The sequence below is a fragment of the Chroococcus sp. FPU101 genome, assembly GCF_017312365.1.
Classification (GTDB): Bacteria; Cyanobacteriota; Cyanobacteriia; order Cyanobacteriales; family Microcystaceae; genus Chroococcus.
This window is the reverse complement of record NZ_BLJI01000025.1, coordinates 47,788-70,807: the sequence shown is the minus strand read 5'-3', so window position 1 is coordinate 70,807 and position 23,020 is coordinate 47,788. Positions and strand designations below refer to the sequence as shown.

The following is a 23,020-nucleotide window of genomic DNA, read 5'->3' as shown; positions in this document are numbered from 1 at the left end:
AATTCTGACCACCTACTTAGCTTTTAAATTTTACAGAAAATAGCCAAAATTAGGTGTGATCCATAAAAAAGAAATGATAAAGTATTATTGAGTATGAGTAATCTTGTCATTATTTCATTTTATAGCGAGAGAAGTGTTAAACCTCTGCTAAATCTAATCAAGCAAATTGATGAGATTAAAGCGGGTGTCTCTTTTGATATAGCTATTGTTTGTAATACCGAACAGCTAAAACCTGCAGACTTATCACTTAAGTTAAATTCTAAACAAATTAAATTTTTAGTTAGAGAAAATAAAGGATTTAATCTAGGTGCATGGGATTGTGGATGGCGAAAACTTCCCGATTATGATTATTATTTATTTCTACAAGATGACTGTTTTCTTGTTCGTGAAAACTGGCTTAAAGTTTTTGTAGATCGTTTCACCCAAAATACTAATCTAGGTCTTTTGGGTGAAAGTATGAACTGGGAATGTACTTGGGAGGAATTGGTACAGTCTAACTATAATGGATTGCATCGAGATCATGTTTTTAATGGTGAACCTATAAAAAGAGTTGATTTCTACAGAAAATTTTTAGCTTTACATAATATTTCTGAAGGCAAAACAGCAGAACATTTACAGTCAGTTATTTTGTTTACTTCTCGCGCTATTCTAGAAAAAGTAGACGGGTTTATGATAGGTAATAATTATGGTGAAGCGATCGCATCTGAAATTGCCTTTTCAAAAAAAATCCAACAGCTAGGATACAGCGTACAAGCCGTCAATCCGAATAGCTGTTATCATTATATTGCTCATCCCCAATGGTTTAAGCGACGCAGAAAAGTAGAATCATGGATTTATGCAATTCGTTCCAGAATAAAGCCAATTTTTGCTCAACCCAAATAGTAGAAACTTCAAACCACCTGATGAGAGTCAAACACATTAAGATCTTAACTTGACCCTATTAAACATGAAAATCGGTCTATCTCATCTAGGAAAATTACTGGTACTGTTTCTTTTCTGTGTTGCTGTCACTGTCGGGTGTCATTCCCCCCAAAACTCGCAACCTCCTGCCCAAGTGAATCAAAATGGGGTTATTACCATTGGCACAACCCTTAAAACCAGAACCCTCGATCCTGCCGATAATTACGAACTTGCAGGCATGATGTTGAGTTACAATCTGGGGGAAACTCTCTACACCTATGAACCTGGAACAACCAAGCTCATTCCTTTATTAGCCCGCGAGATGCCGAAAATTAGTGCAGATGGGCTAATTTATACGATTCCAGTCAGAAAGGGAATCATTTTTCATGATGGTACGCCTTTTAATGCTGAGGCGATGGTTTTCTCCCTCAGACGCTTTATCGAAAATGGTGGCGAACCCTCTTTTTTACTCTCTGATGCGATTGAAAAAGTAGAAGCAATCAAAGATGATGAAATTCAGATTAAGCTAAAAACTCCTTTTGCTGCCTTTCCTGCACTACTCGCCTTCCCTGGGGCTTGTGCAGTCTCACCCAAAGCCTATGAAATTGGAGAAGGGAAATTTGTTCCCGATCAATTTGTCGGAACTGGGCCTTATAAATTAGTGGATGTCAAAAACGACTCGCTGAAATTAGCCGCATTTGAGCAATATTGGGGCGCAAAACCGAAAAATAAAGGAATTACTGTACAAATCTATTTAGGAAACCCTGCAAATTTATTTAATGCGTTTCGGACAGGTACCGTAGATGTAGCTTATCAAAGTTTACAGGCTCCACAGGTCAGAAAACTACAAACCGAAGCAAATGAGGGCAAATGGCAAACCATCGAAGCATCGGGAACAGCAATTAGTTTTTTAGCCCTTAATGTCAAAACAGAACCCTTAAAAGAAAAAGCAGTTAGAAAAGCGATCGCATCTTTAATTGATCGTCCTCTATTAAATGAGAGAATTTTACAAGGACAAGGTGAACCTTTATACAGTATGGTTCCAAAAACCTTCGATGTGTATAAACCCGTGTTTGAGGAAGCATACGGAGATCATCAGGTCGAAAAAGCGAAACAATATCTAAAAGGTGCTGGTTTTAGTCCAGAAAACCCCGCAATTGTAGAAATTTGGCACTCTTCGAGTTCCGTTACTGCTTCGATGGTGGCAGGTGTTTTGAAGGCTTTGGCAAAACGTGATTTAGAAGATATGATACAGTTTCAACCCAATAGCATCGCTTCGGCAGCCTATTTTAAAAATGTGAGTCAGGGGTTATATAGTTCTGCCCTTTCAAATTGGTATCCAGATTTTTTAGATGCCGATAATTATATTCAACCTTTTTTGAGTTGTTCATCTGGTTCCGCTAACGATGGATGTAAAGAAGGTGGATCACAAAGTCAGGGATCATTTTTTTATAGTGATCGTATCAACACTTTAATCGAACAACAACGCCAAGAACAAGATCCGATAAAACGTAAAGCTATTTTTTCTCAAATACAAGATATTCTCGCCCAAGAAGTCCCTTACATTCCTCTATGGCAAAGTAAAGATTATGCTTTCGTACAAAATAAAATTAAAGGAATGATTCTTAACCCTAACCAACTGACCCCATTTTGGACGATACAAGCGAGTTAAATTTAATAGGAGGTTTGAAACCATGTCTGGCAAATACATTTTAATGCTTGTCGCTGACTTTGTTGAAGATTAGGCACAAAAATCGAGCATCGTACAATGGCTTCAACAATATAGATATAATTTAGGGTGGGTTCTATCCCACCTAAGCAATATAAAGAAAAGTTACAATAAAAATAGCAATAGACTTTATATATATTTATTTAACCCTTCAATTTAATACTTATGAGTAAATCTTTATCTGGGCCGAAAACACTGCCTTTATTCCAATTAATTCAATGGATATTAGATCCAATTGGTTATATGGAACAAACAGCGAAAGATTTTCCTGATATTTTCATCTCCAATGGTCTGTCTACAGAACGGTTTGTCTTTGTCCATCATCCCGAAGCCATACAACAAATTTTAACGAATGATCGTAAACAATTTTCAGCACCAGGAGAAGCTAACCGAATTATTCAACCATTAGTAGGTGACTATTCCGTTATGATGTTAAGTGGCGATCGTCATAAAAAACGTCGTCAACTGCTACTACCTCCGTTTCATGGCGAAAGAATGCGATCCTATGCAGACTCGATCCTTAAGATTACACAAAAGATCATGGATAGTCTACCGCAAAATCAAGTTTTTATTGCTCGTGATGAAATGCAGTCCATTTCGCTACAAGTTATTATCGAAACAGTTTTCGGGCTGCATGAAGGAGAACGATATCAAGAACTCAAAAATCTTCTTACTTCGATGTTAGATATCTTTCGGATGTCATCGATGGCGGCTATTTTATTCTTTCCTTCCCTACAAAAAGATTACGGCCCTTGGAGTCCGTGGGGCAAATATATGCGGACACAGCACACAATAGATAGTCTGCTTTATGCCGAAATAGCCGAACGTCGAGAAAATCCTAATTCAAACCGTACCGATATTTTATCCCTACTCATGTCGGCACGAGATGAAGGAGGGCAACCAATGAGTGATCAAGAATTACGCGATGAATTGATTACACTTCTGTTTGCAGGACATGAAACAACAGCAACCGCAATGTCTTGGGCGTTATATTGGACACATCATCATCCTGAAATTAAAGAAAAAATCTTACAGGAACTTGCTACACTCAGAACAAATCCAAATCCGATTGATATTGCGCGTTTACCCTATCTCACTGCCGTTTGTAACGAAACTCTGAGAATTTATCCCGTAGGTATGCTAACGTTTCCGAGAATTGTCGAGGAACCTGTAGAAGTCATGGGATATCATCTAGAGCCAGGTGTAGCAGTGGCAGGATGTATCTATCTAACTCATCATCGTCCTGATCTTTATCCAGATAGTAAACAATTTAAACCCGAACGCTTTGAGCAACGACAGTTTACACCATATGAATTTATGCCGTTTGGGGGTGGTGCGCGTCGCTGTATTGGAGAAGCTTTAGCGATGTTTGAAATGAAGTTAGTAATTGCAACAATTTTATCGCGTTATGAATTAGCTTTAGCTGACCAAAAACCAGAATATCCCCGTCGTCGTGGGGTCACCCTAGCACCAAGTAAAGGGGTCAAAATGATTATGAAAGGTCAACGGGAGTTATTAGCATCTTCTATTGAGCAAAATAACTTAGTTGGTGTTTAATCAATAAAAGCTGCAGGGGTAGGGTATCCAAACCCTCTTAAAATAATGAGAATTTACGGAAACCGACAGCTTAAGACCCTATCTGGAGATTTGACGCGTCCCACATTAGCAAGAGTACGAGAAGCTTTATTTAATATTTGGCAAGGGGAAATAAGCGGATGTCGGTGGTTAGATTTGTGTGCGGGTAGTGGTTCAATGGGAGCAGAAGCGTTATGTCGTGATGCTGAACTTGTGGTTGGTATTGAACAAAATGGGGCCGCGTGTAAGATTATCCAACAAAATTGGCAAACGGTGGCGACAGAAAATCAAAACTTTCAGGTTATTAAGGGAGATGTTATAAATAAAATAGGAAGTTTAACAGGTGAACAATTTGATCGAATTTATTTCGACCCTCCCTATGCTAGTAAACTGTACGAAGGGGTGTTAAAAGCGATCGTACAATATGATCTATTATCGCCTAATGGTGAAATTGCCGTCGAACACCATCCGAAACAGTGGAAAGCCAGTGAAATTGAGGGTTTAACTATTAGTCGAGAAAAGATTTACGGCAATACGGCTTTAACGTTTTATTTTAGATAGGTAAACGCTCAATATCTCGATTTGAGCCAATAACCACGATACAAGCATCTTTGCAGAGACGTTCTTGGGGACTAGGATTAATTTTAAATCGTTTAGCATCTCCAATCGCTAATACATTTAAACCATATTTATTTCGTAGTTGTAATTCTTCAATGGTTTTGCCGCTAAAAGTTTCAGGGACTCGAATTTCAACAATACTACTTTCAGGATCTAATTCAAAACGTTCTAGAATAGCTGGTTTAGTAATACGATAAGCTAACTCACATCCAGCATCATATTCTGGGAAAACGACTAAATCTGCGCCGACTCTTTTTAACAGTTTTTCATGAATTTCTGAGGACGCTTTGGCTACCACCAAGTTAACACCTGCTTCTTTTAGATTGAGAGTTGTAATAATACTTTCTTCTACATATTTTCCAATAGCAACAATTACCGTATCTACTTCAAAAACGCCTGCTGCTCTTAGTGCATTTGATTTAGTAGAATCGAGTTGAATGGCATTATCAACAATTCGGTCATCGAGAGCCTGAGCGACTAAACCTTGATCAATATCTGTTCCTAATACTTGATAACCAAGTTTACGCAATGTTTCAGAAGCAGCACGACCAAAACGACCTAAGCCAAGACAGCAAACTGACGGCCCGAGGAGCGCATATTATTAAAAAAACTAAACTTTTGCATTTGAGAAACCTACCTTATATTTCAAAAAAAGTTTAACCGACCAGTAAATTTTCTTCAGGAAAATTGATTACATTGGGCTTTGGATCACCAACAATTGCAGCCATCAACAGAACAACCCCAACCCTTCCGATATACATCATCACAATAATAACTAATTGCGAGATAGGCGATAAAGCTCCAGTAATTCCTGTTGAAAGTCCCACCGTTGCAAAGGCGGAAATGACTTCAAATAATATCTGTATTCCATTAAAATCATTTTCCATCATCGAGATAGCTAAAGATGCAGCAATAATTGCAATAACTGAGCCAAAAATTACCGCGATCGCTTTTAAAATTAGTGGGATTGGGACTTCTCTTTGATATAAAACGACTTCTTCTTTTCCTTGTAAAACAGCCCTTGTACTGCTGCTCAAAATGCGAAAAGTTGTGACTTTAACCCCTCCTCCCGTACCGCCTGGCCCTGCACCAACAAACATTAATCCCATAATAATTAATAAACCTTCTAAGGTCATTTTTCCAATATCAATAGTATTAAAACCAGCCGTTCTACTAACAACGGATTGAAACCAAGCGGCGAGGAATTTATCTTTAAAATTCATGCCAGCGATCGTATCTGGATTATGATATTCTACGAAGAATAAAGCTAGAGTTCCAAAAATTAGTAAAAATATGGTTGTACTAACAACAACTTTATAGTTTAAAGAAAAATCAAAATTCCGTCTTTTGTCTTTAAAACGATTAATAAACCATAAATAGAACTCAATAATGACTTGATAGCCAATTCCACCAAAAATAATTAATAGTGCAATCACAATATTAATTACAATCGATGAATTATAAGATATAAAATTATCTTTAAACAAGCCGAAGCCCGCATTATTAAAAGCACTTACACTATGAAAAAGAGCTAACCAGGTTGCTTGACGAAAATTATATTGTTGACCAAAAAAAGGTATTAAAATAAACGTTGCTGTTAGCTCAAAAATTAGAGTAATTGCCACAATTGATTTAATTAAATTGCGACTTCCTTGTAAAAAAGGTCGATCAAAAGATTCTTGAATAGCTAACTTTTGTCTAAGGTCAAATTTTCTTCTTAGTAAAATCATTAGTAAAGTGTTCATGGTCATATATCCTAGACCGCCGACTTGAATGAGCAGCATAATAATTAGCTGTCCAAAAAAAGAAAAATGACTCCCTGGATCGACTACATTTAATCCCGTTACACAGACCGCAGAAGTAGAAGTAAAAAGAGCAACCAAGGGACTATTCCAATTACCACTACTGGTAGAAAAGGGTAACTCTAGTAAAATAGTTCCTACAAGAATAACGGCGATAAATCCTAAACAAACTGTGCGAGAAATTGTCATTTAATTATAGATTATTTGCTCAAAACAATTAAGTAGCACCCTATTTTTAATTAATTTAATACAATTTACTAAATAAAGAAGTTTGTTTTTTTTGTAACACTTCAAGATAAAGTTTTTCGAGTTGGCTAATATTCTGACTAAGAGTATAACGTTCTAGAACCCGTTGACGTGCTTTTTGTCCCAATAAATTAACTAACTCTGGATGGTCACGAAACAAAGGTAACAGGGTTTTTAGCTGAGTGGTGACCCCTTGGGTACTTAAAATTACTCCTGCACCATTTTCGAGAACCTCACCATCGGCCCCCGCATCCGTCGCTAAACAAGCTTTACCGCAAGCCATCGCTTCTAATAAAGAAATTGATAATCCTTCAACTAAAGAGGGCAATACAAAGACATCAGCCGCCTGTAAGAGTTCGATGCGTTTCTGTTCATCGGCTACTACTCCTAGCCAATGGATGCCGTGTTCTTCCCCATAAAACGGTTTTAGTGCAGTGGCAAGTGGCCCGTCACCAATCAATAGTAATTTACAGTCTGAGGACATATTGGCTAACCGCCAAGCCTTGAGAAGCGATTCTATATTCTTCTCTGGCGCAATTCGTCCGAGATAAACAAACAAGTGTTTCGCGTGAAAATGATGCTTTTTAACGAATGATGAAGCAGGCGTATATTTTTGGACATCAACCCCATTAGGAATGACGGCGACTTGTTCGGAGGCAAGTCCAAGCTTCCCTAATAATTCCCGTTGTACATGAGAAAAAACAATCACGCGATCGTAATTAGCCAAAAAAGGAGCATACAACTGATAGGCTAACAATTGTTGGGTACTGGCTTTGATATTGCGGAATTTGCCATCAAAAGGCGTATGAAAAGTAGCGACTAAAGGTAAATCAAGTTCCTCACAGATTTCAGGTAAGCGAAAATCAAGCGGAGAAAGAGTCAAAGACGCATGAACAATATCGGGTTTAAGTTCTTTTAGAGACTCGCTTAAAACCTTGCTTGATTTTAAGCTAGGAATGGTGTAGACCTGAGATTTGTACAAAAAAGGCAGAAACACTTCAGGACATTCGGGCCAGTTCTCATCCGTCGATTCTTCTTGCGCGAAATGGAAAAAACTAACTTGATGACCTCGGTCTAACAAAGCATTCGTTACTTCTCGACCATAGGTGACGTTACCACAGAAAGGGGATTTTTTGCCTAACCAAGCGATGTGCATTCAAATATTAGCCGTAATAAAGTTTAAATAAAAAAGATTTAACAAATATATATGACACCTTTTACTGATTACTTGTCAACCTTGTTGGGGCGTGTCACACTCGATAAAGACATATACCACGAGACAAGACCGCCAACAATCGAGATTGTAGCTAAACTTAACAAGACCGAACTAAGTCCAAAACGTGTTTCAGCAATCCCTGCTAAAGCTAAGGGTAAAGAGAGGGCAATATTAACCGCATTATTTTGTAATCCAAAGACTTTTCCCCGCATATCTGAGGGGGTTTCTGCTTGGATGGCTGTTTGCATCGGAATTGCCACTAAAGCGGCAAATAAGCCTAATAGAGTTGTGGATAATAGGGCTAGTCCCAAACTCTGAGTCGATAGAGACATTAAAATTAAAGAGGCACCAATCCCAATTGATCCCCAGAGATTGAGATAAAGCGGTGGGATTTTTGAGCCTAAGTTACCCACAATCGCTGCTCCGATCGCAATTCCTACGCCACCAACAGCTAAAATAAAGCCAAACTGATCGGCTTTTAGTCCTGGTACTAATTCCGCTAATCTGACCGCTAAAACCGATAATGCAGCAAAAATCGAGAAAAGAATGATTAATTGGATTAAAGCATTGCGAACTCGTCTATTATCATTGAGATACTTAATGCCATCTCGAATATCTTCTAGCGGATGAGGTCGTTCAGTATTAATATAAATATCTTTTTCTTTAACCCGTAACAATAGTAAAATAATTCCTGCGATCGTATACGACCCACCGACGACTAAAACTTTACCCATATCCCAGGGAATCTTCACCGCATGAGCAATTTGACCCGCTAATCCAAGTAAAGGTTCTCCAATGGCAAAACCCAGAATTAAAGTTCCCATCATCGTTGTTGTGAAGAGGGAATTAGCAGGGAGAAGATGACGACGCTTGACTAATAGAGGAATTGTTGCTTGTTCGGCAGGGGCAAAAAATTGGGTAATGGTTGAAGCTGTGAAGGTTTGTACTAATAAAATGACAAATCCGATCGGGACATGAAACGCTTCTTGAGGTTGATATTGCCAATGTCGCCAAGATTCGGGTAGCCAGAATAGAGGGATTGCGATTTTTTGACCATCAGCTATCCATAACAGGGGCGGTATTGTCAAAACTAATAGACCTCGTGCTAGGTTAGAAACAACCATAACGGCTTTTTTTGACCAGCGATCGACATAAACACCCGCTAAGGAACCGAATAACACCGCGGGAATGGTAAAAGCAATCATAATCGCAGATACCCATCCACTAATTGGCTGTCCTGGGGCTTGAAAATGACCTGCTACTAGAGCAATCATTAAAACAAGGTAAATCCGATCGGCAATTTGCGAAAAAAGCTGACCCGACCATAAAATGATAAATCGACCATTGGACAAAACTGGCCTAAATCCTTGAGAAGATGAATCAGACGAGGGAGGTTGAACCATAGATTGTTCAGAAGATGCGGGAGGTCTAGAATCAATTTGTGTCATCTGAGTTACAGGATAGGCTCGATCACTGTTTTATAATTTTAAAAGTCTAAAGAATATAAATTATCAATCATTGAGGTAGATCGAAACGAGTACCCTAAGTGATATTCTGCATAATCCCTAAGTAATCGTTCGATCTTAAGCCATGCTAGATCGGAAAAATTTTTAGACAGATTTTTCGGTAAAAGTTGCGTCCATACGGGAAGAAACTGTTTCCCTAAATTCTGCAATATAGTTAATTCTACTGCTCCTAGTCGTGTATGAATTTTAGGTAACACTAAATTTTCCGTACTTTCTCGCTCTTGTTGTCGCTTTGATAACAGTTGGATGGCTCCCCCTGCTTCTAAACTAAAGCCAAATCGCCATTGTAAATCGGTAAAATCTGGCTCGATTTCTTGTCGAGTGACACAACAAGATTGAACTTGTGGCCCAATTCCTGCAATGACCAAAAGGTGAAAAAGGGCCTGTGTCAAATGGGGTAATAATTCACCTTCATCGGATAGGTTTTCAATGCGTCGTAAATGTTCGCGCAAGAGTTGATAAAGTTCAGTTTGGGGTTGTTCACTTAAAGCGATTCCCAGAACGAGTTCAGCTAGATATTGACTCGCGGTTAATTTGCCTAAATCTTTGCTTAATTTGGGGTAGGATTCTACTGTATCAGCTTGGGTCACTTTATCGAGGGATCGCCCTTTAGCAATTAACAACTGATTAACAACAAATAATTCACTTCTTCCCCGCAAAGAGGATTTATGTTTTCTAGCCCCTGGTACGACGGCACGCACTAAGCCATATTCTGATGTTAAAATGGTCACCAAACGATCGGCTTCTCCTAGGGGCATTCCTTTAAGAATAATTCCAGTTGCTTGATAGGTATTGCTCATTAAGTTGGTCTTTCTAAGTTTTGTTGCTGATGGACTAACTCAACTCCACGAGATGTCCCTAAACGACTAGCCCCCGCTTCAATTAGTGCGATCGCTTGTTCGACTGTCCGAATACCGCCCGATGCTTTGATTTTGACCTGTCCTTTAGAAATATCGCGTAAAAATCGCACATCGGATACCGTCGCACCCCCAAACCATCCCGTACTGGTTTTTAAGTATTCTACTCCCGCATCCATACACACTTCTGCTGCGAGTCGTTTTTCAGTATCAGTTAGTAAAGCGGTTTCTAAAATGGCTTTGACGGTTTGTCCAGTTTCTTCACAAATTGATGCCATCTCTCGATATAATTCTTCTGAGCGTCCCGATTTTACCCATCCGAGATTAATCACTACATCTAATTCTGTTGCACCGTTTTCGCTTGCTTCTTGTGCTTCATATCGTTTTATCCCCGAAGTTGTGGCCCCACTAGGAAAACCAATCACCGCACAAACTTTCGTTTTTCGTCCGTGTAGTAACTGTACTGCTTGTTTAACTGCCGATGGATATACACAGACGGTGGGAAAATGAAATTGATCCGCTTGGGCGCAATACTGTTCGACTTGTTCGGGTGTTGCTGTCGGAATCAGTAAAGCATGATCAATAAACGCTGCTAGATCAATGTCTAAATCTGCTCCAACCATAAATAATTGTTAATTGTGTCTTTTTCTATTATAAGGAATCTGATGATCACTTATGGTATGACGCGATGCTCATTTTTTTTGACTTTATTTCATTTATTTTGACTAATACATTATGAATACGGGTCAAAACCAGCGATTTCAGCGAGTGCATAAATCGGTCGTCCTTTGACTTCTTCGTAAATTCGCCCAATATATTCGCCTAAAATACCAATACTAATCAACTGCACTGAACCCAAAAAAAAGATTGCAATCAAAATCGTAGCAAAACCTGTTAATGAGGAATCAGGTTGATGTAAACGCCAGTAAAGAACTAATAATGCCATACAAGCCGATAAAAAAGCCGAAAATAAACCAAGATAAATCGAAAGACGCAAGGGAACGCGAGAAAAAGCAATTAAACTATTAAGAGCTAAAGATAAGGATTTACGAAAGGTATATTTAACCTCACCCGCAAAACGGGGATCTCGTTCATACTTGACTGCTGTTTGTTGAAAACCTATCCAAGCGCGTAATCCACGTATGTAGCGGCTGCGTTCGGGCATGGAATTGATGAGATCGACAATTCTGCGATCCATTAAACAAAAATCGCCTGTATCTGCTGGAATATCAACATCTGCCAATCGACGCAACAGACGATAGAAAACATAAGCAGTAAACCGTTTAAACCAACTTTCTCGATGACGTTTAATCCGTTGAGCATAGACAACATGATAGCCCTGTCGCCATTTTTCGAGCATTTGGGGGATTAATTCGGGTGGATCTTGTAAATCTGCGTCGAGTATAATAATGGCTTGTCCTCTGGCAAAATTTAAGCCTGCTGTGACGGCGACTTGATGACCAAAGTTACGGGCTAAACTGAGATAACAGACTCTTGGATCTTTGTGATGCAATTCTCGCATCATCAGGAGAGAGCGATCGCGGCTACCATCATTAATCAGAATTAATTCGACTGAGTTATCCAATTGATCCATCAATGCACTAACACGACGATATAACTCAGTAATATTTTCTTCTTCGTTATAGATAGGGATAATCAGAGAGTATTGAGGAACAATCACAGTTTTAGGCTCGCTTAAACGACGCATCAACCCAGATCTTACAACTGGGTGGTGTCTTAATAATTGTTAGTGTTCTCACTTAATGTAGCTGCTTTTTCGGGCCAATCTTGACCTAACTGAATGGTAAAATCGGATGATATATTACCCGTACTTTCTACTAAGACTTCTCCTATTCCAACGGCTGCCCTTAATTCTGCAGCACCTGTATCATCGCCTTTTTGAATGATAATACGTGTCTCTTTTAAAGGTTCTAGTGTGTTACGACTGAGATACACATTGGGATAACCTGCTTTTTTAAGATAATTCACCATTACTTGGGCAGCTTCTGGATTATCTATACTATCTTGAACGGCTATATTTAATTGTGCGGGTTCTTTTAAATTTTCTGTGCGGTAGCCTTGATTGAAATATTGCGCCGCTAAATTTTGAATTTTTTCTAAGTTGGGTAACCAATAGCTAACCCCTTGTCTACCATCACCGTTAAACTCACCGGGTAACATAAGCATTTGCACATCTGAGCGTTTGGTTTGTGCAGCAAAACCTGCTAAAGCTACTAATTCTTCTAATGTTAAATTGGTATCTAAATGAGCTTGTGTTACTTTTAAGATGTCGGGAATTCTGAGAAGAGTTTGCGGTTTTAAGGCCTGTTCAATAATTGCCCTCATTAAAGTTTGTTGTCGTTGAACTCTACCAATATCACCATATTCATCGTAGCGAAATCGCAAAAACTGAATCGCTTTTTCGCCGTTTAAACGCTGTTTTCCTGCTTTAAGATTAATATAAAGATGTTGACTAAAATCATTATATTTCATGTCTCTGGGGACATAAACCGTTACCCCACCCAAAGCATCGACCAGTTTTTCGATCCCTTGTACATTAATACGAACATAGCGATCGATTGCAACTCCATCTAAAAGATTACTTACGGTTTCTGCGGCTAATGCAGGCCCACCATAACTATTAGCCTCATTAATTTTCCGTAGTCCATGCCCTTCAATATAAGCTTGTGTATCTCTAGGAAGCGATAAGACGTTTAATTTGCCTTCTTGTGGGTCAAACCGAAGTAAGAGCATCGTATCTGTCAGCCCTTCAAAGGAATTGACTAAAGCATGATAGCCTAAGTCTTGTTCTTTTTCGGGTGCATTCGTCACATCTGAGGTTAGTACCTTTGTTCCTAATACTAAGATATTGACCGATCGGCTTAATTGTGGGATCTGTAAATTGCTATAGGAAATTGTTTCTTTTTGTCCAAAAACGGCTTCTTGTTCGGGTGATAATTTAGCTTGCCGCAATGGGGTAGAAGATAGAGAAACGGCTAAAATCGCGCCTGCGGTGGCTGAAAGAATGGCTAAACTGGTTAATCCTAAACCGAGGAATAGCCATCTAAAAGAAGATTTTGGAGTTGATTTACTGGTTTTTGATTTGGCCACAAATATTATTTTTTGCTCAAAAGGGCTAAAGAAAGGCGTTTTTCTCACTAATACAGATGATAGAAGCAGTTATTAGCGTTTATGAGGTTTTCTGACTCTATTTTAGCGATTATTATAGATTATTCATTTTTAAGAACAGTAACTCAAAACACTTTAATACTCAACAATGGGAATCCATTCATAGGTATTGACAATTCCTTGAAAATATGTATTCATTGTTTCACGTGGGTAAGGTACTTCGCCATCCTCACCAAACCATTTATCATAAATCACGACCATATTTTGCTGATCGGTGACAATTCCTTCCATAAATTTAATCAGACTATAATTAACTAAGTCTCTCCATTCGGATTCATCATGGGGAACCGTACAAGCATAAGACTCATATAAAAAAGGATAGTTTGGGACAATTTCCAACATTTCGGAATTAGGTGCTGTTTTTTTGAGTCCTTCTAGTACAATTCCATCACTGGCAAAACCATCGATTTCACCTTGTTCTAGTTTTTTTAAACCCTCCATTCGATCTTTGACTTTAACTAATTGTGCGGCAGGTTGTTGAGATTGAATGACCTTTTCGTTAGTTGTTTCAGGAATGACTCCGATTCGTTTTCCTGCTAAAGATTCTATCTCATTTAGACCACTGTCTTTTTTAGTTAATACTTGTGTACCACTTGCAAAATAACTGACTGAGAAATCAACTTCTTTTTCTCGGTTCCATGTAAAGGTTGTCGAACCACATTCTAAATCAATGCTGCCATTTTTGAGTTTTTCAAAACGGTTTTGCGGAGTAACTTCCACTAACTGTAATTTAATCGGTTTTCCTAATTGTTTTTCTGCTTGTTGTCGAATCAGTTCTAGCATATCCAAAGAGTAACCAACCCATTGACCTTTTTGATTAATATACCCAAAAGGAATCGCATCTTTTCTCGCACCTGCGGTAATAACTCCCGTTTCTCTAATTTTTTCAAGAATTTTTCCCGCTAAACTGGGGGTTTGATGACAAATCGAGAGTAATAAACTCAATAAGATCAGGGTTAGTTGCTTTTTCATCGTCTTTTCCAAGCATGAACCAAAGATAGAGACGATGAAGGATTATTCTAGGTTTCAATTATTCCCATTCGATCGTGCCAGGGGGTTTCGAGGTGATATCATAGACCACACGGTTAACGCCTTTGACTTCATTAACAATGCGGTTTGAGATAATTTCTAGAAGTTCGTAGGGGACTCTTGACCAATCTGCTGTCATTCCGTCTTCGCTGCTGACTAAACGTAGGACAATTGGATAAGCATAGGTACGTTGATCTCCCATGACACCCACACTGCGAACGGGAAGTAATACCGCAAAAGCTTGCCAGAAATCATGATACATTCCTTGTTTACTGATTTCATCTCTGACAATAAAATCCGCATCCCGTAGAATATTCAGTTTATCGGCTGTCACTTCACCTAAAATCCGAATGGCTAAACCCGGACCTGGGAAGGGATGACGACGTACAATCTCTTCAGGGAGTCCAATCGATCGACCTAATTTTCTGACTTCATCTTTAAAGAGTTTCCGCAAGGGTTCGACTAGCTTAAACCGTAGATTTTTGGGTAAACCCCCGACGTTGTGATGACTTTTGATTTTGACGGCAACTCGTTCACCCGTTTTTGGGTCTACATTACTATCAGCCGATTCGATGACATCGGGATACAATGTACCTTGAGCAAGATAATCAAAAGGGCCAAGACGATTGGATTCTTCTTCAAAAACTTGAATAAATTCGTGTCCAATGCGTTTACGTTTTTCTTCGGGATCTGTAATACCTTCAATTTGGGCTAAAAATCTTTGACGCGCATTAACATAAACGACTGGAATATGAAACTGTTGAGCAAAAATGTCCATTAATCTTTCGGGTTCTCCTTTTCTCATGAACCCTTGATCGATAAACATACAAGTGAGTTGATCACCGATCGCCCGATGTAATAAAAATGCTAAGGTAGAAGAATCTACACCACCCGAAAGGGCTAATAATACCCGTTTATCCCCGATTTTGGCGCGAATTTCTCGAACTGATTCTTCGACAAACGCTTCAGTTGTCCATGTGGGTTCGCATTGACAGATATGATAGACAAAGTTACGGATTAAAGCAATTCCACCGACGGAGTGTACGACTTCGGGATGAAATTGGACACCAAATAGCTTTTTAGTATGATGTGCGATCGCTGCACTATCGGTATTATCAGTATGGGCTAAAATTTCAAATCCAGAGGGAAGTTCTTTACATGAATCTCCATGACTCATCCATGCAATTGAACCATTTTCGACATTAGTCAATAAGTCGGTTGGATCATCAATGTGTAACGATGCTTTGCCATATTCTGCTCTTTTCGCTCGTTCAACTTTTCCCCCTAACTGCTGTACCATGAGTTGCATACCATAGCAAACTCCTAACACAGGTACTCCGAGTTGCCAGATCTGCGGATCACAATGGGGCGCATTTTCATCATAAACTGAGCTTGGCCCACCAGAAAGGATAATCCCTTTAGGGTTTAGTTGTTGTAATTGTTCGGCTGTCGTGCGATATGATAAAACCTCTGAATAAACGCTCGTTTCTCGAATACGACGGGCAATTAATTCAGAATATTGTGACCCAAAGTCTAGGATCACGATCATTTGACGATTTAAGCTTGTTGTCAGAGACTCTGGAGGCAAAGTCTCGGTTGTTTGCGATACTGATGGGGTTTGAGTAGTCACTTCTACAGACGAAAGTTCAGGGCTAATCGTTGACTAAAAAATAAATTATTATTAAGAAATTTGGCTTTTAAGCTTTTCTCTATCCGTTTAAGAATAGAATTTTAAACAGCCATATCAAAAAACAACTAAAATTAGATATTCATACAAGTATAGCACATTAGTTACTTGTCATCTGTCTGCTGGCATACTTTTTCTTTAATCAGGCTTCCAGTGCGACTTTGAACGAGAATTGAACGATTTCTCTCAAATAGAATTGAACCTACATTAACCTTTTTCTGTGTATGTTTATAGATATAATCTTGGGAGCGTAGATCGATAGTAGATGCGATCGCGTTATATACTAATTCTACCCAATGGTTTTCAGTTTCTCGCAATACATTTAAAGCAATTTCTGTTGTAGCACTATCGAACACTTTTTGTAGAATTGGTGTCGGTAAACCCACCCTAGCACAGTGAGCCGTCAGAATCTCTAAGCGTCCATCCGCTAAATGATGATGGGTGTGAAAAATCCCACCCGCAAGCTTAATGAGTTTACCGTGATAACCAAATAATAATATCTCTCGAACTCCTGATAATGCAGCAGTGGCCAACATCGGGCCAACCCAATTGGCGGTTTTAATCAATTGTGATGGATTAATGCCCATTTGTTGCGCTAAATCTAAGCCATTTTCTCCCACACAAAACACTAATGTTTCAAACGCTCTGGCTTTTTGCGATAATTCTATTTGATATGCGTCTAATTGTTCGGGTGCGCTGAGAGGTTCCGATATGCCTCGTGTTCCCAGTAATGATAAACCTTCAACAACACCAAACGCAGCATTAGACGTTCGTGTGGCTAGGTTTTTTCCTTCGGGTAAAATAATCGTAACGGTGATGCTTTCATCGGGTTTTAGAAGGGGTTTAAGGTTTTCTAGGAGTAATTTTTGGGCATAGCTATAAATTGCTGCTTTTCCCTCATGATTAATTTGAATTCCTATTCCTTCTCCCCCTTTGAGGGTAATTCGTTCAGTATTTTCGGTTATTTCAACAAAAGCCCAAATTGGAGTATTTTTAGTTAGATCTAAATTATCACCTGGATCACTACGAGTAATCGCTAATGCCGAATGATGATTTAATTTAGCAACTTGTTCGATAGGAATATCTACAATTTGATGGGGTTCAATTAAATCTAGAGTTACAGTATCCTCTACTATTTCTTGATGAAGATGACGCAAAGCAGCAATAGCCGAAGCACAAGCAAAAACGGGTAAAGTATATCCTTTCCGAGCAGTCATAATTTAGATTAAAGGCATCGTTTGACGACAGTGATCTTGGAATGAATCTGATAGATCTTGTGGAGCGTTAATTTTTTGTCATTCCACTAACCTTAAAAATATTAACAAACATCGGCTTTAAAAAAAAAAGCTAGATAAAAATTTAGATACCGTTAGATTTCCGTGAACACCATGATTAATCATGAGTCTTGCTTATATCTTTATCTAGCCAATGAAATGAAAGAAGCTTAAACTGGGAAACTCAATCAATGTTAATCTTGATTGCATTTTGATTATATCTCAATACAAATATAAAGCAAGTGTAATCCAGACAATCTCGATAACGCTTGTCAAATGGAATCTTTCATAACAAACCTACGCAGAGTGTCCCTTTTACCGTTACAATGGGCCACTGCGGTAAAAGACCCGTCGATGATAAGAGATAGCATTAGACTCATTAACTAGATTAAATCAATATGGCTAAAGTTCTTGTTTCAGACCCAATCGATCAAGTGGGGATCGATATCCTCTCGCAAGTCGCCCAGGTAGACGTAAAAACAGGATTACCCCAAGAAGAACTCGTTAAAATTATTCCAGACTACGATGCTTTGATGCTGCGTTCTGGAACACGAGTCACCAAAGAAATTATCGAAGCGGGAACCCAATTAAAAATTATCGGACGGGCTGGAGTAGGAGTCGATAATATAGATGTACCATCGGCAACTCGTCAAGGAATTGTCGTGGTTAATTCTCCTGAAGGAAACACGATCGCCGCAGCCGAACACGCCGTAGCCATGATGTTAGCCCTATCACGTCATATTCCTGATGCTAACCAATCGATCTGTCAAAAGCAATGGGATCGTAAACGCTTTGTTGGCACAGAAGTATACAAAAAAACATTAGGTGTCGTAGGACTTGGTAAAATAGGTTCTCATGTCGCTACAGTAGCAAAAGCAATGGGCATGAAATTACTTGCCTATGATCCCTTTATTTCCAAAGAACGGGCCGATCAATTAGGTTGTACCCTCGTTGATCTAAATATACTCTTTTCTGAATCTGATTATGTGACGCTTCACGTTCCCAAAACGCCAGAAACCACTCATCTGATCAACCGAGAAACGATCGCCAAAATGAAACCCACCATCCGCATTATTAACTGTTCTCGCGGTGGTATTATCGATGAAGATGCTTTAGCTGAAGCACTCCAAGAAGGTAAAATCGGCGGTGCAGCATTAGATGTTTTTGAACAAGAACCTCTAGGCGAATCGAAACTACGCGGGCTAAATAATGTCATTTTAACGCCTCATTTGGGTGCATCCACCGAAGAAGCTCAAGTCAACGTAGCGATCGATGTTGCAGAACAAATTAGAGATGTATTATTAGGATTACCTGCACGTTCGGCGGTGAATATCCCTGGTTTAACGCCCGATGTCATGGAAAGATTACGCCCCTATCTACAACTGGCTGAAACATTAGGTAATTTAGTTGGTCAATTATCAGGAGGACGCATCGATCTACTTAATGTTAGCCTACAAGGTGAACTCGCCAGTAATGACAGTCAACCGATTGTAGTTGCTGCTATTAAAGGATTACTTTCCCAAGCTTTACGCGAACGGGTGAACTATGTTAATGCGGCTATTGAAGCCAAAGAACGCGGCATACGTGTTGTTGAGACCAGAGATTCACAAATGAGTGATTATTCTGGATCATTGCACCTCGAAGCGCGGGGATCAATGGGTCAACATTCCGTCACTGGGGTTCTTTTAACAACTGGAGAAATTCGGATCACTGATCTCGATGGTTTCCCAATTAACGTCCCACCGAGTAATCATATGTTATTCACCCTCCACCGCGATATGCCTGGTATTATTGGTAAAATTGGCTCACTTTTGGGCAGTTTTAACGTTAATATTGCGAGTATGCAAGTCGGACGCAAAATTGTTCGCGGGGATGCAGTAATGGCGGTGAGTTTGGATGATCCTTTACCCGAAGGTTTGTTATCCGAAATTACTAAAGTTTCTGGGATTCGTGATGCTTATGCGGTTAAATTGTTAGTTAATCCCTCTAAATAACGATCGCCATGTCTAATAGCTGGTGGGAAATCAGAATATTGTGTGTCCCTCAATTAGAAGAGTCGATTTTTTGGCGACTCGAACGCTTTGGCTGTTCGGGAACCGCAACCGAAATAAAAGGTGCATCGGCTTTAATTAGGGCTTATATTCCCCAATTCCAAGTCCAGCTATTAGATTTAGCCGCTTTGTCTTTGTGGTTAAATCAAGATGCAATTCTTGCTGAAGTAGCAACCCCTCTCATGCAATGGAAACTCATTGATGAGGAAGATTGGGCGATTAGCTGGAAACAACACTGGCAAATTACCGAAATAGGGGATCGCTTTTTAATCACTCCTGCATGGTTAACCCCCCCAGAAAACACTAATCGTAAGATTATTCTGCTCGATCCTGGGGTCGCTTTTGGGACTGGGGCGCATCAAACCACCCAACTTTGCCTAGAATCGCTAGAAATGCGTCTTTTTCCTGATCAAGTCGGTGAATTCGTCATTGCAGATATTGGTTGTGGTTCGGGTATTTTATCCGTTGGTGCCGTTTTATTAGGGGCGCAAAAAGTGTACGCAGTCGATACTGATCCCCTTGCCGTTCAATCAGCCCGCAGTAACCGTCATTTAAACCGTATTGATCCATATGAACTCGTGATCAATAAAGGTAGTGTCGCAGAATTACTAGATTTGATTCCCGATGGGGTTGATGGGATTTTGTGTAACATTCTAGCTGAAGTGATTTTAGACATGATTCCTCAGCTAACTGAATTAGCTAAACCGACGAGTTGGATGATTTTAAGTGGTATTTTAATTAATCAATCCCAAGCGATCGCCGAAAAACTACAACAATACGGCTGGATCGTCGCTACTATCTGGAAAAAAGACGATTGGTGTTGTTTTAATGTCAGACGTAGTAACTAATCGTTGTATCCTATGACTCTTTTTTAAAACCTTGTTTTTGATATTCGAGTGATTCTGAATGACGTTGTGCGGGGTAGCGTTGCCAAGTAGCCCACGCTGCTTTAACACCAGAAACAACGCCTTGTGTTCCTTGGTTAACTTTCCCTAATTGCTTTCTAGCATTGCTAAAACTTTGATCGACTTGTCTGACTACACCCGAAGCACTTTTCACTCCATCATTAAGATCATCAGTTAATTCACTAATTTCTAGCCCTGTTAGACGAATTGCATCTAAGGTGGGTGGGAATTCTCGCTGTAGTGTATCGAAAAGCTTTTCGGCACTTCTAGCAGCCCTCGCTAATTCTTGCAAAGCAGGAATCGCCGCAATCAGTACCGCCGTTAAGCTGACGGCGACTAACAGTAAAGACAGAGAAAGCCAAAAGATAGGTTCAGTCACGCTAATTATCGGGTGTGTTTATCGACTGGGGTGAATTCGGCAGTAATATCACGGGGTTGCTGCATAGAATTACTGAGTTGACTTGCTTCGATGCCAGCAGCGATCGCATCTTTCAATCGTTCTAGGGTATCATCCCAATTGCGACGGGCTGTTTCTGATAAACGATCCGCCTGTAATTGTACAGTACTCGATAAATCTTCAGCTAATTCTGGCAAAGCTTCGGCCGATTTTTTTAAAATACGTCTTGTTTCTTGTCCAGAGCGAGGAGCAATGAGAAGTCCTGTAACTGTCCCTAAAACTCCACCTATTACCAATCCTGCGAACAATAAACCGCTATTATCTTTGTTGGACATTGCTTCACCTATGAAAGCCTTATTCTCATTGTAGAGGTATTCTATCGGATTCGTCAGTTAGGAAAAGTCATCCAATAGCTTTCTATACAATAAAATAATTGAGGTAGGAAAAATGAAGTAATTTTGTAAAAGATTAAGGTTAAAGCATGACACGGTTAGCACTACTGAGCGTTACAGACAAAACAGGATTGATTGAATTCGCTCATCAGTTGGTTGAAGAATTCGACTTTGAAATCATCAGTAGTGGTGGAACGGCTAAAACTCTCCAAGCAGCTAACATTCCCGTGATTAAAGTTAGTGACTATACAGGTTCACCCGAAATTTTAGGGGGACGAGTTAAAACCCTCCATCCTCGGATTCATGGTGGGATTTTAGCACGTCGAGAGGTTCCCCAAGATCTGACCGATTTAGAAAATAATCAGATTCGTCCGATTGATTTAGTGGTTGTTAATCTCTATCCTTTTGAAAAGACGATCGCTCAACCTAATATCACTGTAGCAGAAGCAATTGAGCAAATTGATATTGGCGGCCCTGCGATGTTACGTGCATCGGCTAAAAATTTTGCACATCTTACTGTTTTGTGTAACCCTCAATACTACGATACCTACTTAGAAGAATTGCGCTCAAATAACGGCGAAACTTCCTTCGCCTTCCGTCAAAAAATGGCATCTTGTACATTTGCACTAACCAATACTTATGATCAAGCTATAGCTTCTTATTTTGCTAGTCTGGGAGAGAATAGCGATCGTTTTAGCCTCGCAGGAACCGAGTTACAAGCGTTACGTTATGGCGAAAACCCGCATCAGAGTGCGACGTGGTATCAAACGGGAACGAGTACGAGTGGATGGGCTTCTGCTAGTAAATTACAGGGCAAGGAACTAAGTTACAATAATTTAGTAGATTTAGAAGCAGCCCGTCGCATTATTGCTGAATTTCCAGAAAATGAACCCGCAGCAGCGATTTTAAAGCATACGAACCCCTGTGGTGCGGCTTTGGGAACAACTCTTGCCCAAGCATATGAAAAGGCCTTTAATGCTGATTCTACCTCGGCATTTGGAGGAATTGTCGCTCTCAATCAACCCATTGATGCAGCAACGGCTACCGCTTTAACCAAAACTTTTCTAGAATGTATTGTCGCCCCAAGTTGTGATCCTGAAGCTGAAACGATTTTAAAGGCTAAATCTAATCTACGAGTTTTAATATTACCCGATTTAATCAATGGGCCGAAACAAACGGTTAAAGTGATTGCAGGAGGTTTTTTAGTCCAAGCATCCGATGATTTAATTGATGATCCTAAGACATGGCAAATTGTTACGGAAAAACAACCTACTTCTGAACAATTAGAAGAATTAAATTTTGCTTGGAAAATTGCTAAACACGTTAAGTCTAATGCTATTGTCATTACTAAAAATAAAACCACATTAGGAGTAGGTGCAGGTCAGATGAATCGCGTCGGATCGGTTAAAATTGCGCTAGAACAGGCTAAAGATGCTGCCAATGGGGGTTATTTAGCAAGTGATGGCTTTTTTCCTTTTGATGATTCAGTAAAAACCGCAGCAGCAGCAGGAATCAATGCTATTATTCAGCCAGGTGGATCTTTACGTGATAAAGATTCAATTCAAGCGGCTAATGAGTTAGGTTTGGTGATGGTTTTAACTGGAGTTCGTCACTTTTTGCACTAAAA

19 protein-coding genes and 1 pseudogene are annotated in these 23,020 nt (G+C 39.5%); 7 read left to right on the top strand and 13 right to left on the bottom strand.

Going from position 1 to position 23,020, the window contains the following annotated elements; translation table 11 throughout:
• Positions 1 to 93: 93 nt before the first annotated feature.
• The 4 genes from CFPU101_RS18275 (at position 94) to rsmD (ending at position 4,765) form a co-directional block, all read left to right on the top strand.
• Complete coding sequence (locus tag CFPU101_RS18275; RefSeq protein WP_206816766.1) at positions 94 to 882, top strand: hypothetical protein; 789 nt, start codon at positions 94 to 96, stop codon at positions 880 to 882.
• 64 nt (positions 883 to 946) lie between these two features.
• The gene (locus CFPU101_RS18270) at positions 947 to 2,572 is read left to right on the top strand and encodes an ABC transporter substrate-binding protein (protein ID WP_206816765.1); all 1,626 of its coding nucleotides are present in this window, start codon (positions 947 to 949) and stop codon (positions 2,570 to 2,572) included.
• Between the two features lie 222 nt (positions 2,573 to 2,794).
• On the top strand, positions 2,795 to 4,186 hold the full coding sequence (locus tag CFPU101_RS18265; RefSeq protein WP_206816764.1) for a cytochrome P450: 1,392 nt from the start codon (positions 2,795 to 2,797) through the stop codon (positions 4,184 to 4,186).
• Positions 4,187 to 4,231: 45 nt separating this feature from the next.
• Positions 4,232 to 4,765, top strand: a complete 534-nt coding sequence (rsmD, locus tag CFPU101_RS18260; protein ID WP_206816763.1) for a 16S rRNA (guanine(966)-N(2))-methyltransferase RsmD — start codon at positions 4,232 to 4,234, stop codon at positions 4,763 to 4,765.
• On the opposite strand, the pseudogene CFPU101_RS18255 reads toward rsmD, so the two are convergent.
• From CFPU101_RS18255 to cbiD, 11 genes and pseudogenes are all read right to left on the bottom strand, one after another.
• Positions 4,758 to 5,446, bottom strand: a pseudogene (locus CFPU101_RS18255) (TrkA family potassium uptake protein). The gene rsmD and the pseudogene CFPU101_RS18255 overlap by 8 nt on opposite strands.
• A gap of 32 nt (positions 5,447 to 5,478) precedes the next feature.
• Positions 5,479 to 6,813 (bottom strand): TrkH family potassium uptake protein, encoded by a 1,335-nt coding sequence (locus CFPU101_RS18250; RefSeq protein ID WP_206816762.1) that lies wholly within the window; start codon positions 6,811 to 6,813, stop codon positions 5,479 to 5,481.
• A 55-nt stretch (positions 6,814 to 6,868) separates the two neighbouring features.
• A complete protein-coding gene (locus tag CFPU101_RS18245; protein ID WP_206816761.1) occupies positions 6,869 to 8,026 on the bottom strand; it encodes a glycosyltransferase family 4 protein in 1,158 nt (385 codons plus the stop codon).
• A gap of 68 nt (positions 8,027 to 8,094) precedes the next feature.
• A complete protein-coding gene (locus CFPU101_RS18240; protein ID WP_206816760.1) occupies positions 8,095 to 9,534 on the bottom strand; it encodes an MFS transporter in 1,440 nt (479 codons plus the stop codon).
• Positions 9,535 to 9,572: 38 nt separating this feature from the next.
• Entirely contained in the window at positions 9,573 to 10,412 is an 840-nt protein-coding gene (gene recO, locus CFPU101_RS18235) for a DNA repair protein RecO (protein ID WP_206816759.1), read from the bottom strand.
• Positions 10,412 to 11,092: a deoxyribose-phosphate aldolase gene (deoC, locus tag CFPU101_RS18230; protein WP_206816758.1), complete on the bottom strand. Its 681-nt coding sequence runs from the start codon at positions 11,090 to 11,092 to the stop codon at positions 10,412 to 10,414. Before deoC ends, recO begins: the two co-directional genes overlap by 1 nt.
• Positions 11,093 to 11,202: 110 nt before the next feature.
• On the bottom strand, positions 11,203 to 12,177 hold the full coding sequence (locus CFPU101_RS18225; RefSeq protein ID WP_206816757.1) for a glycosyltransferase family 2 protein: 975 nt from the start codon (positions 12,175 to 12,177) through the stop codon (positions 11,203 to 11,205).
• A gap of 29 nt (positions 12,178 to 12,206) precedes the next feature.
• Complete coding sequence (locus CFPU101_RS18220) at positions 12,207 to 13,580, bottom strand: LCP family protein (protein ID WP_374191973.1); 1,374 nt, start codon at positions 13,578 to 13,580, stop codon at positions 12,207 to 12,209.
• A 153-nt stretch (positions 13,581 to 13,733) separates the two neighbouring features.
• Complete coding sequence (locus CFPU101_RS18215) at positions 13,734 to 14,630, bottom strand: amino acid ABC transporter substrate-binding protein (protein ID WP_206816756.1); 897 nt, start codon at positions 14,628 to 14,630, stop codon at positions 13,734 to 13,736.
• Positions 14,631 to 14,688: 58 nt separating this feature from the next.
• Positions 14,689 to 16,317, bottom strand: coding sequence for a glutamine-hydrolyzing GMP synthase (gene guaA / locus CFPU101_RS18210; protein ID WP_206816755.1), 1,629 nt, complete (start codon positions 16,315 to 16,317; stop codon positions 14,689 to 14,691).
• Between the two features lie 161 nt (positions 16,318 to 16,478).
• Positions 16,479 to 17,591: a cobalt-precorrin-5B (C(1))-methyltransferase CbiD gene (gene cbiD, locus CFPU101_RS18205; protein ID WP_206816754.1), complete on the bottom strand. Its 1,113-nt coding sequence runs from the start codon at positions 17,589 to 17,591 to the stop codon at positions 16,479 to 16,481.
• 455 nt (positions 17,592 to 18,046) lie between these two features.
• Between cbiD and serA the strand changes: the two genes are divergently transcribed.
• Both serA and prmA read left to right on the top strand, forming a co-directional pair.
• Positions 18,047 to 19,642, top strand: coding sequence for a phosphoglycerate dehydrogenase (gene serA, locus CFPU101_RS18200; protein WP_206816753.1), 1,596 nt, complete (start codon positions 18,047 to 18,049; stop codon positions 19,640 to 19,642).
• An 8-nt stretch (positions 19,643 to 19,650) separates the two neighbouring features.
• The gene (gene prmA, locus CFPU101_RS18195) at positions 19,651 to 20,547 is read left to right on the top strand and encodes a 50S ribosomal protein L11 methyltransferase (protein WP_206816752.1); all 897 of its coding nucleotides are present in this window, start codon (positions 19,651 to 19,653) and stop codon (positions 20,545 to 20,547) included.
• Between the two features lie 10 nt (positions 20,548 to 20,557).
• Here the strand turns inward: prmA and CFPU101_RS18190 are convergent, their stop codons facing one another.
• The gene (locus tag CFPU101_RS18190; protein WP_206816751.1) at positions 20,558 to 20,983 is read right to left on the bottom strand and encodes a hypothetical protein; all 426 of its coding nucleotides are present in this window, start codon (positions 20,981 to 20,983) and stop codon (positions 20,558 to 20,560) included.
• 5 nt (positions 20,984 to 20,988) lie between these two features.
• Positions 20,989 to 21,336, bottom strand: coding sequence for a YtxH domain-containing protein (locus CFPU101_RS18185; RefSeq protein WP_206816750.1), 348 nt, complete (start codon positions 21,334 to 21,336; stop codon positions 20,989 to 20,991).
• 146 nt (positions 21,337 to 21,482) lie between these two features.
• Between CFPU101_RS18185 and purH the strand changes: the two genes are divergently transcribed.
• On the top strand, positions 21,483 to 23,018 hold the full coding sequence (purH, locus tag CFPU101_RS18180) for a bifunctional phosphoribosylaminoimidazolecarboxamide formyltransferase/IMP cyclohydrolase (RefSeq protein WP_206816749.1): 1,536 nt from the start codon (positions 21,483 to 21,485) through the stop codon (positions 23,016 to 23,018).
• Positions 23,019 to 23,020: the final 2 nt, after the last annotated feature.

Coding starts and splice junctions, on each gene's coding strand:
- CFPU101_RS18275 (WP_206816766.1), top strand. CDS start 94: ATGAGTAATCTTGTCATTATTTCATTTTATAGCGAGAGAAGTGTTAAA.
- CFPU101_RS18270 (WP_206816765.1), top strand. CDS start 947: ATGAAAATCGGTCTATCTCATCTAGGAAAATTACTGGTACTGTTTCTT.
- CFPU101_RS18265 (WP_206816764.1), top strand. CDS start 2,795: ATGAGTAAATCTTTATCTGGGCCGAAAACACTGCCTTTATTCCAATTA.
- rsmD (WP_206816763.1), top strand. CDS start 4,232: ATGAGAATTTACGGAAACCGACAGCTTAAGACCCTATCTGGAGATTTG.
- CFPU101_RS18250 (WP_206816762.1), bottom strand. CDS start 6,813: ATGACAATTTCTCGCACAGTTTGTTTAGGATTTATCGCCGTTATTCTT.
- CFPU101_RS18245 (WP_206816761.1), bottom strand. CDS start 8,026: ATGCACATCGCTTGGTTAGGCAAAAAATCCCCTTTCTGTGGTAACGTC.
- CFPU101_RS18240 (WP_206816760.1), bottom strand. CDS start 9,534: ATGACACAAATTGATTCTAGACCTCCCGCATCTTCTGAACAATCTATG.
- recO (WP_206816759.1), bottom strand. CDS start 10,412: ATGAGCAATACCTATCAAGCAACTGGAATTATTCTTAAAGGAATGCCC.
- deoC (WP_206816758.1), bottom strand. CDS start 11,092: ATGGTTGGAGCAGATTTAGACATTGATCTAGCAGCGTTTATTGATCAT.
- CFPU101_RS18225 (WP_206816757.1), bottom strand. CDS start 12,177: ATGCGTCGTTTAAGCGAGCCTAAAACTGTGATTGTTCCTCAATACTCT.
- CFPU101_RS18215 (WP_206816756.1), bottom strand. CDS start 14,630: ATGAAAAAGCAACTAACCCTGATCTTATTGAGTTTATTACTCTCGATT.
- cbiD (WP_206816754.1), bottom strand. CDS start 17,591: ATGACTGCTCGGAAAGGATATACTTTACCCGTTTTTGCTTGTGCTTCG.
- serA (WP_206816753.1), top strand. CDS start 18,047: ATGGCTAAAGTTCTTGTTTCAGACCCAATCGATCAAGTGGGGATCGAT.
- prmA (WP_206816752.1), top strand. CDS start 19,651: ATGTCTAATAGCTGGTGGGAAATCAGAATATTGTGTGTCCCTCAATTA.
- CFPU101_RS18185 (WP_206816750.1), bottom strand. CDS start 21,336: ATGTCCAACAAAGATAATAGCGGTTTATTGTTCGCAGGATTGGTAATA.
- purH (WP_206816749.1), top strand. CDS start 21,483: ATGACACGGTTAGCACTACTGAGCGTTACAGACAAAACAGGATTGATT.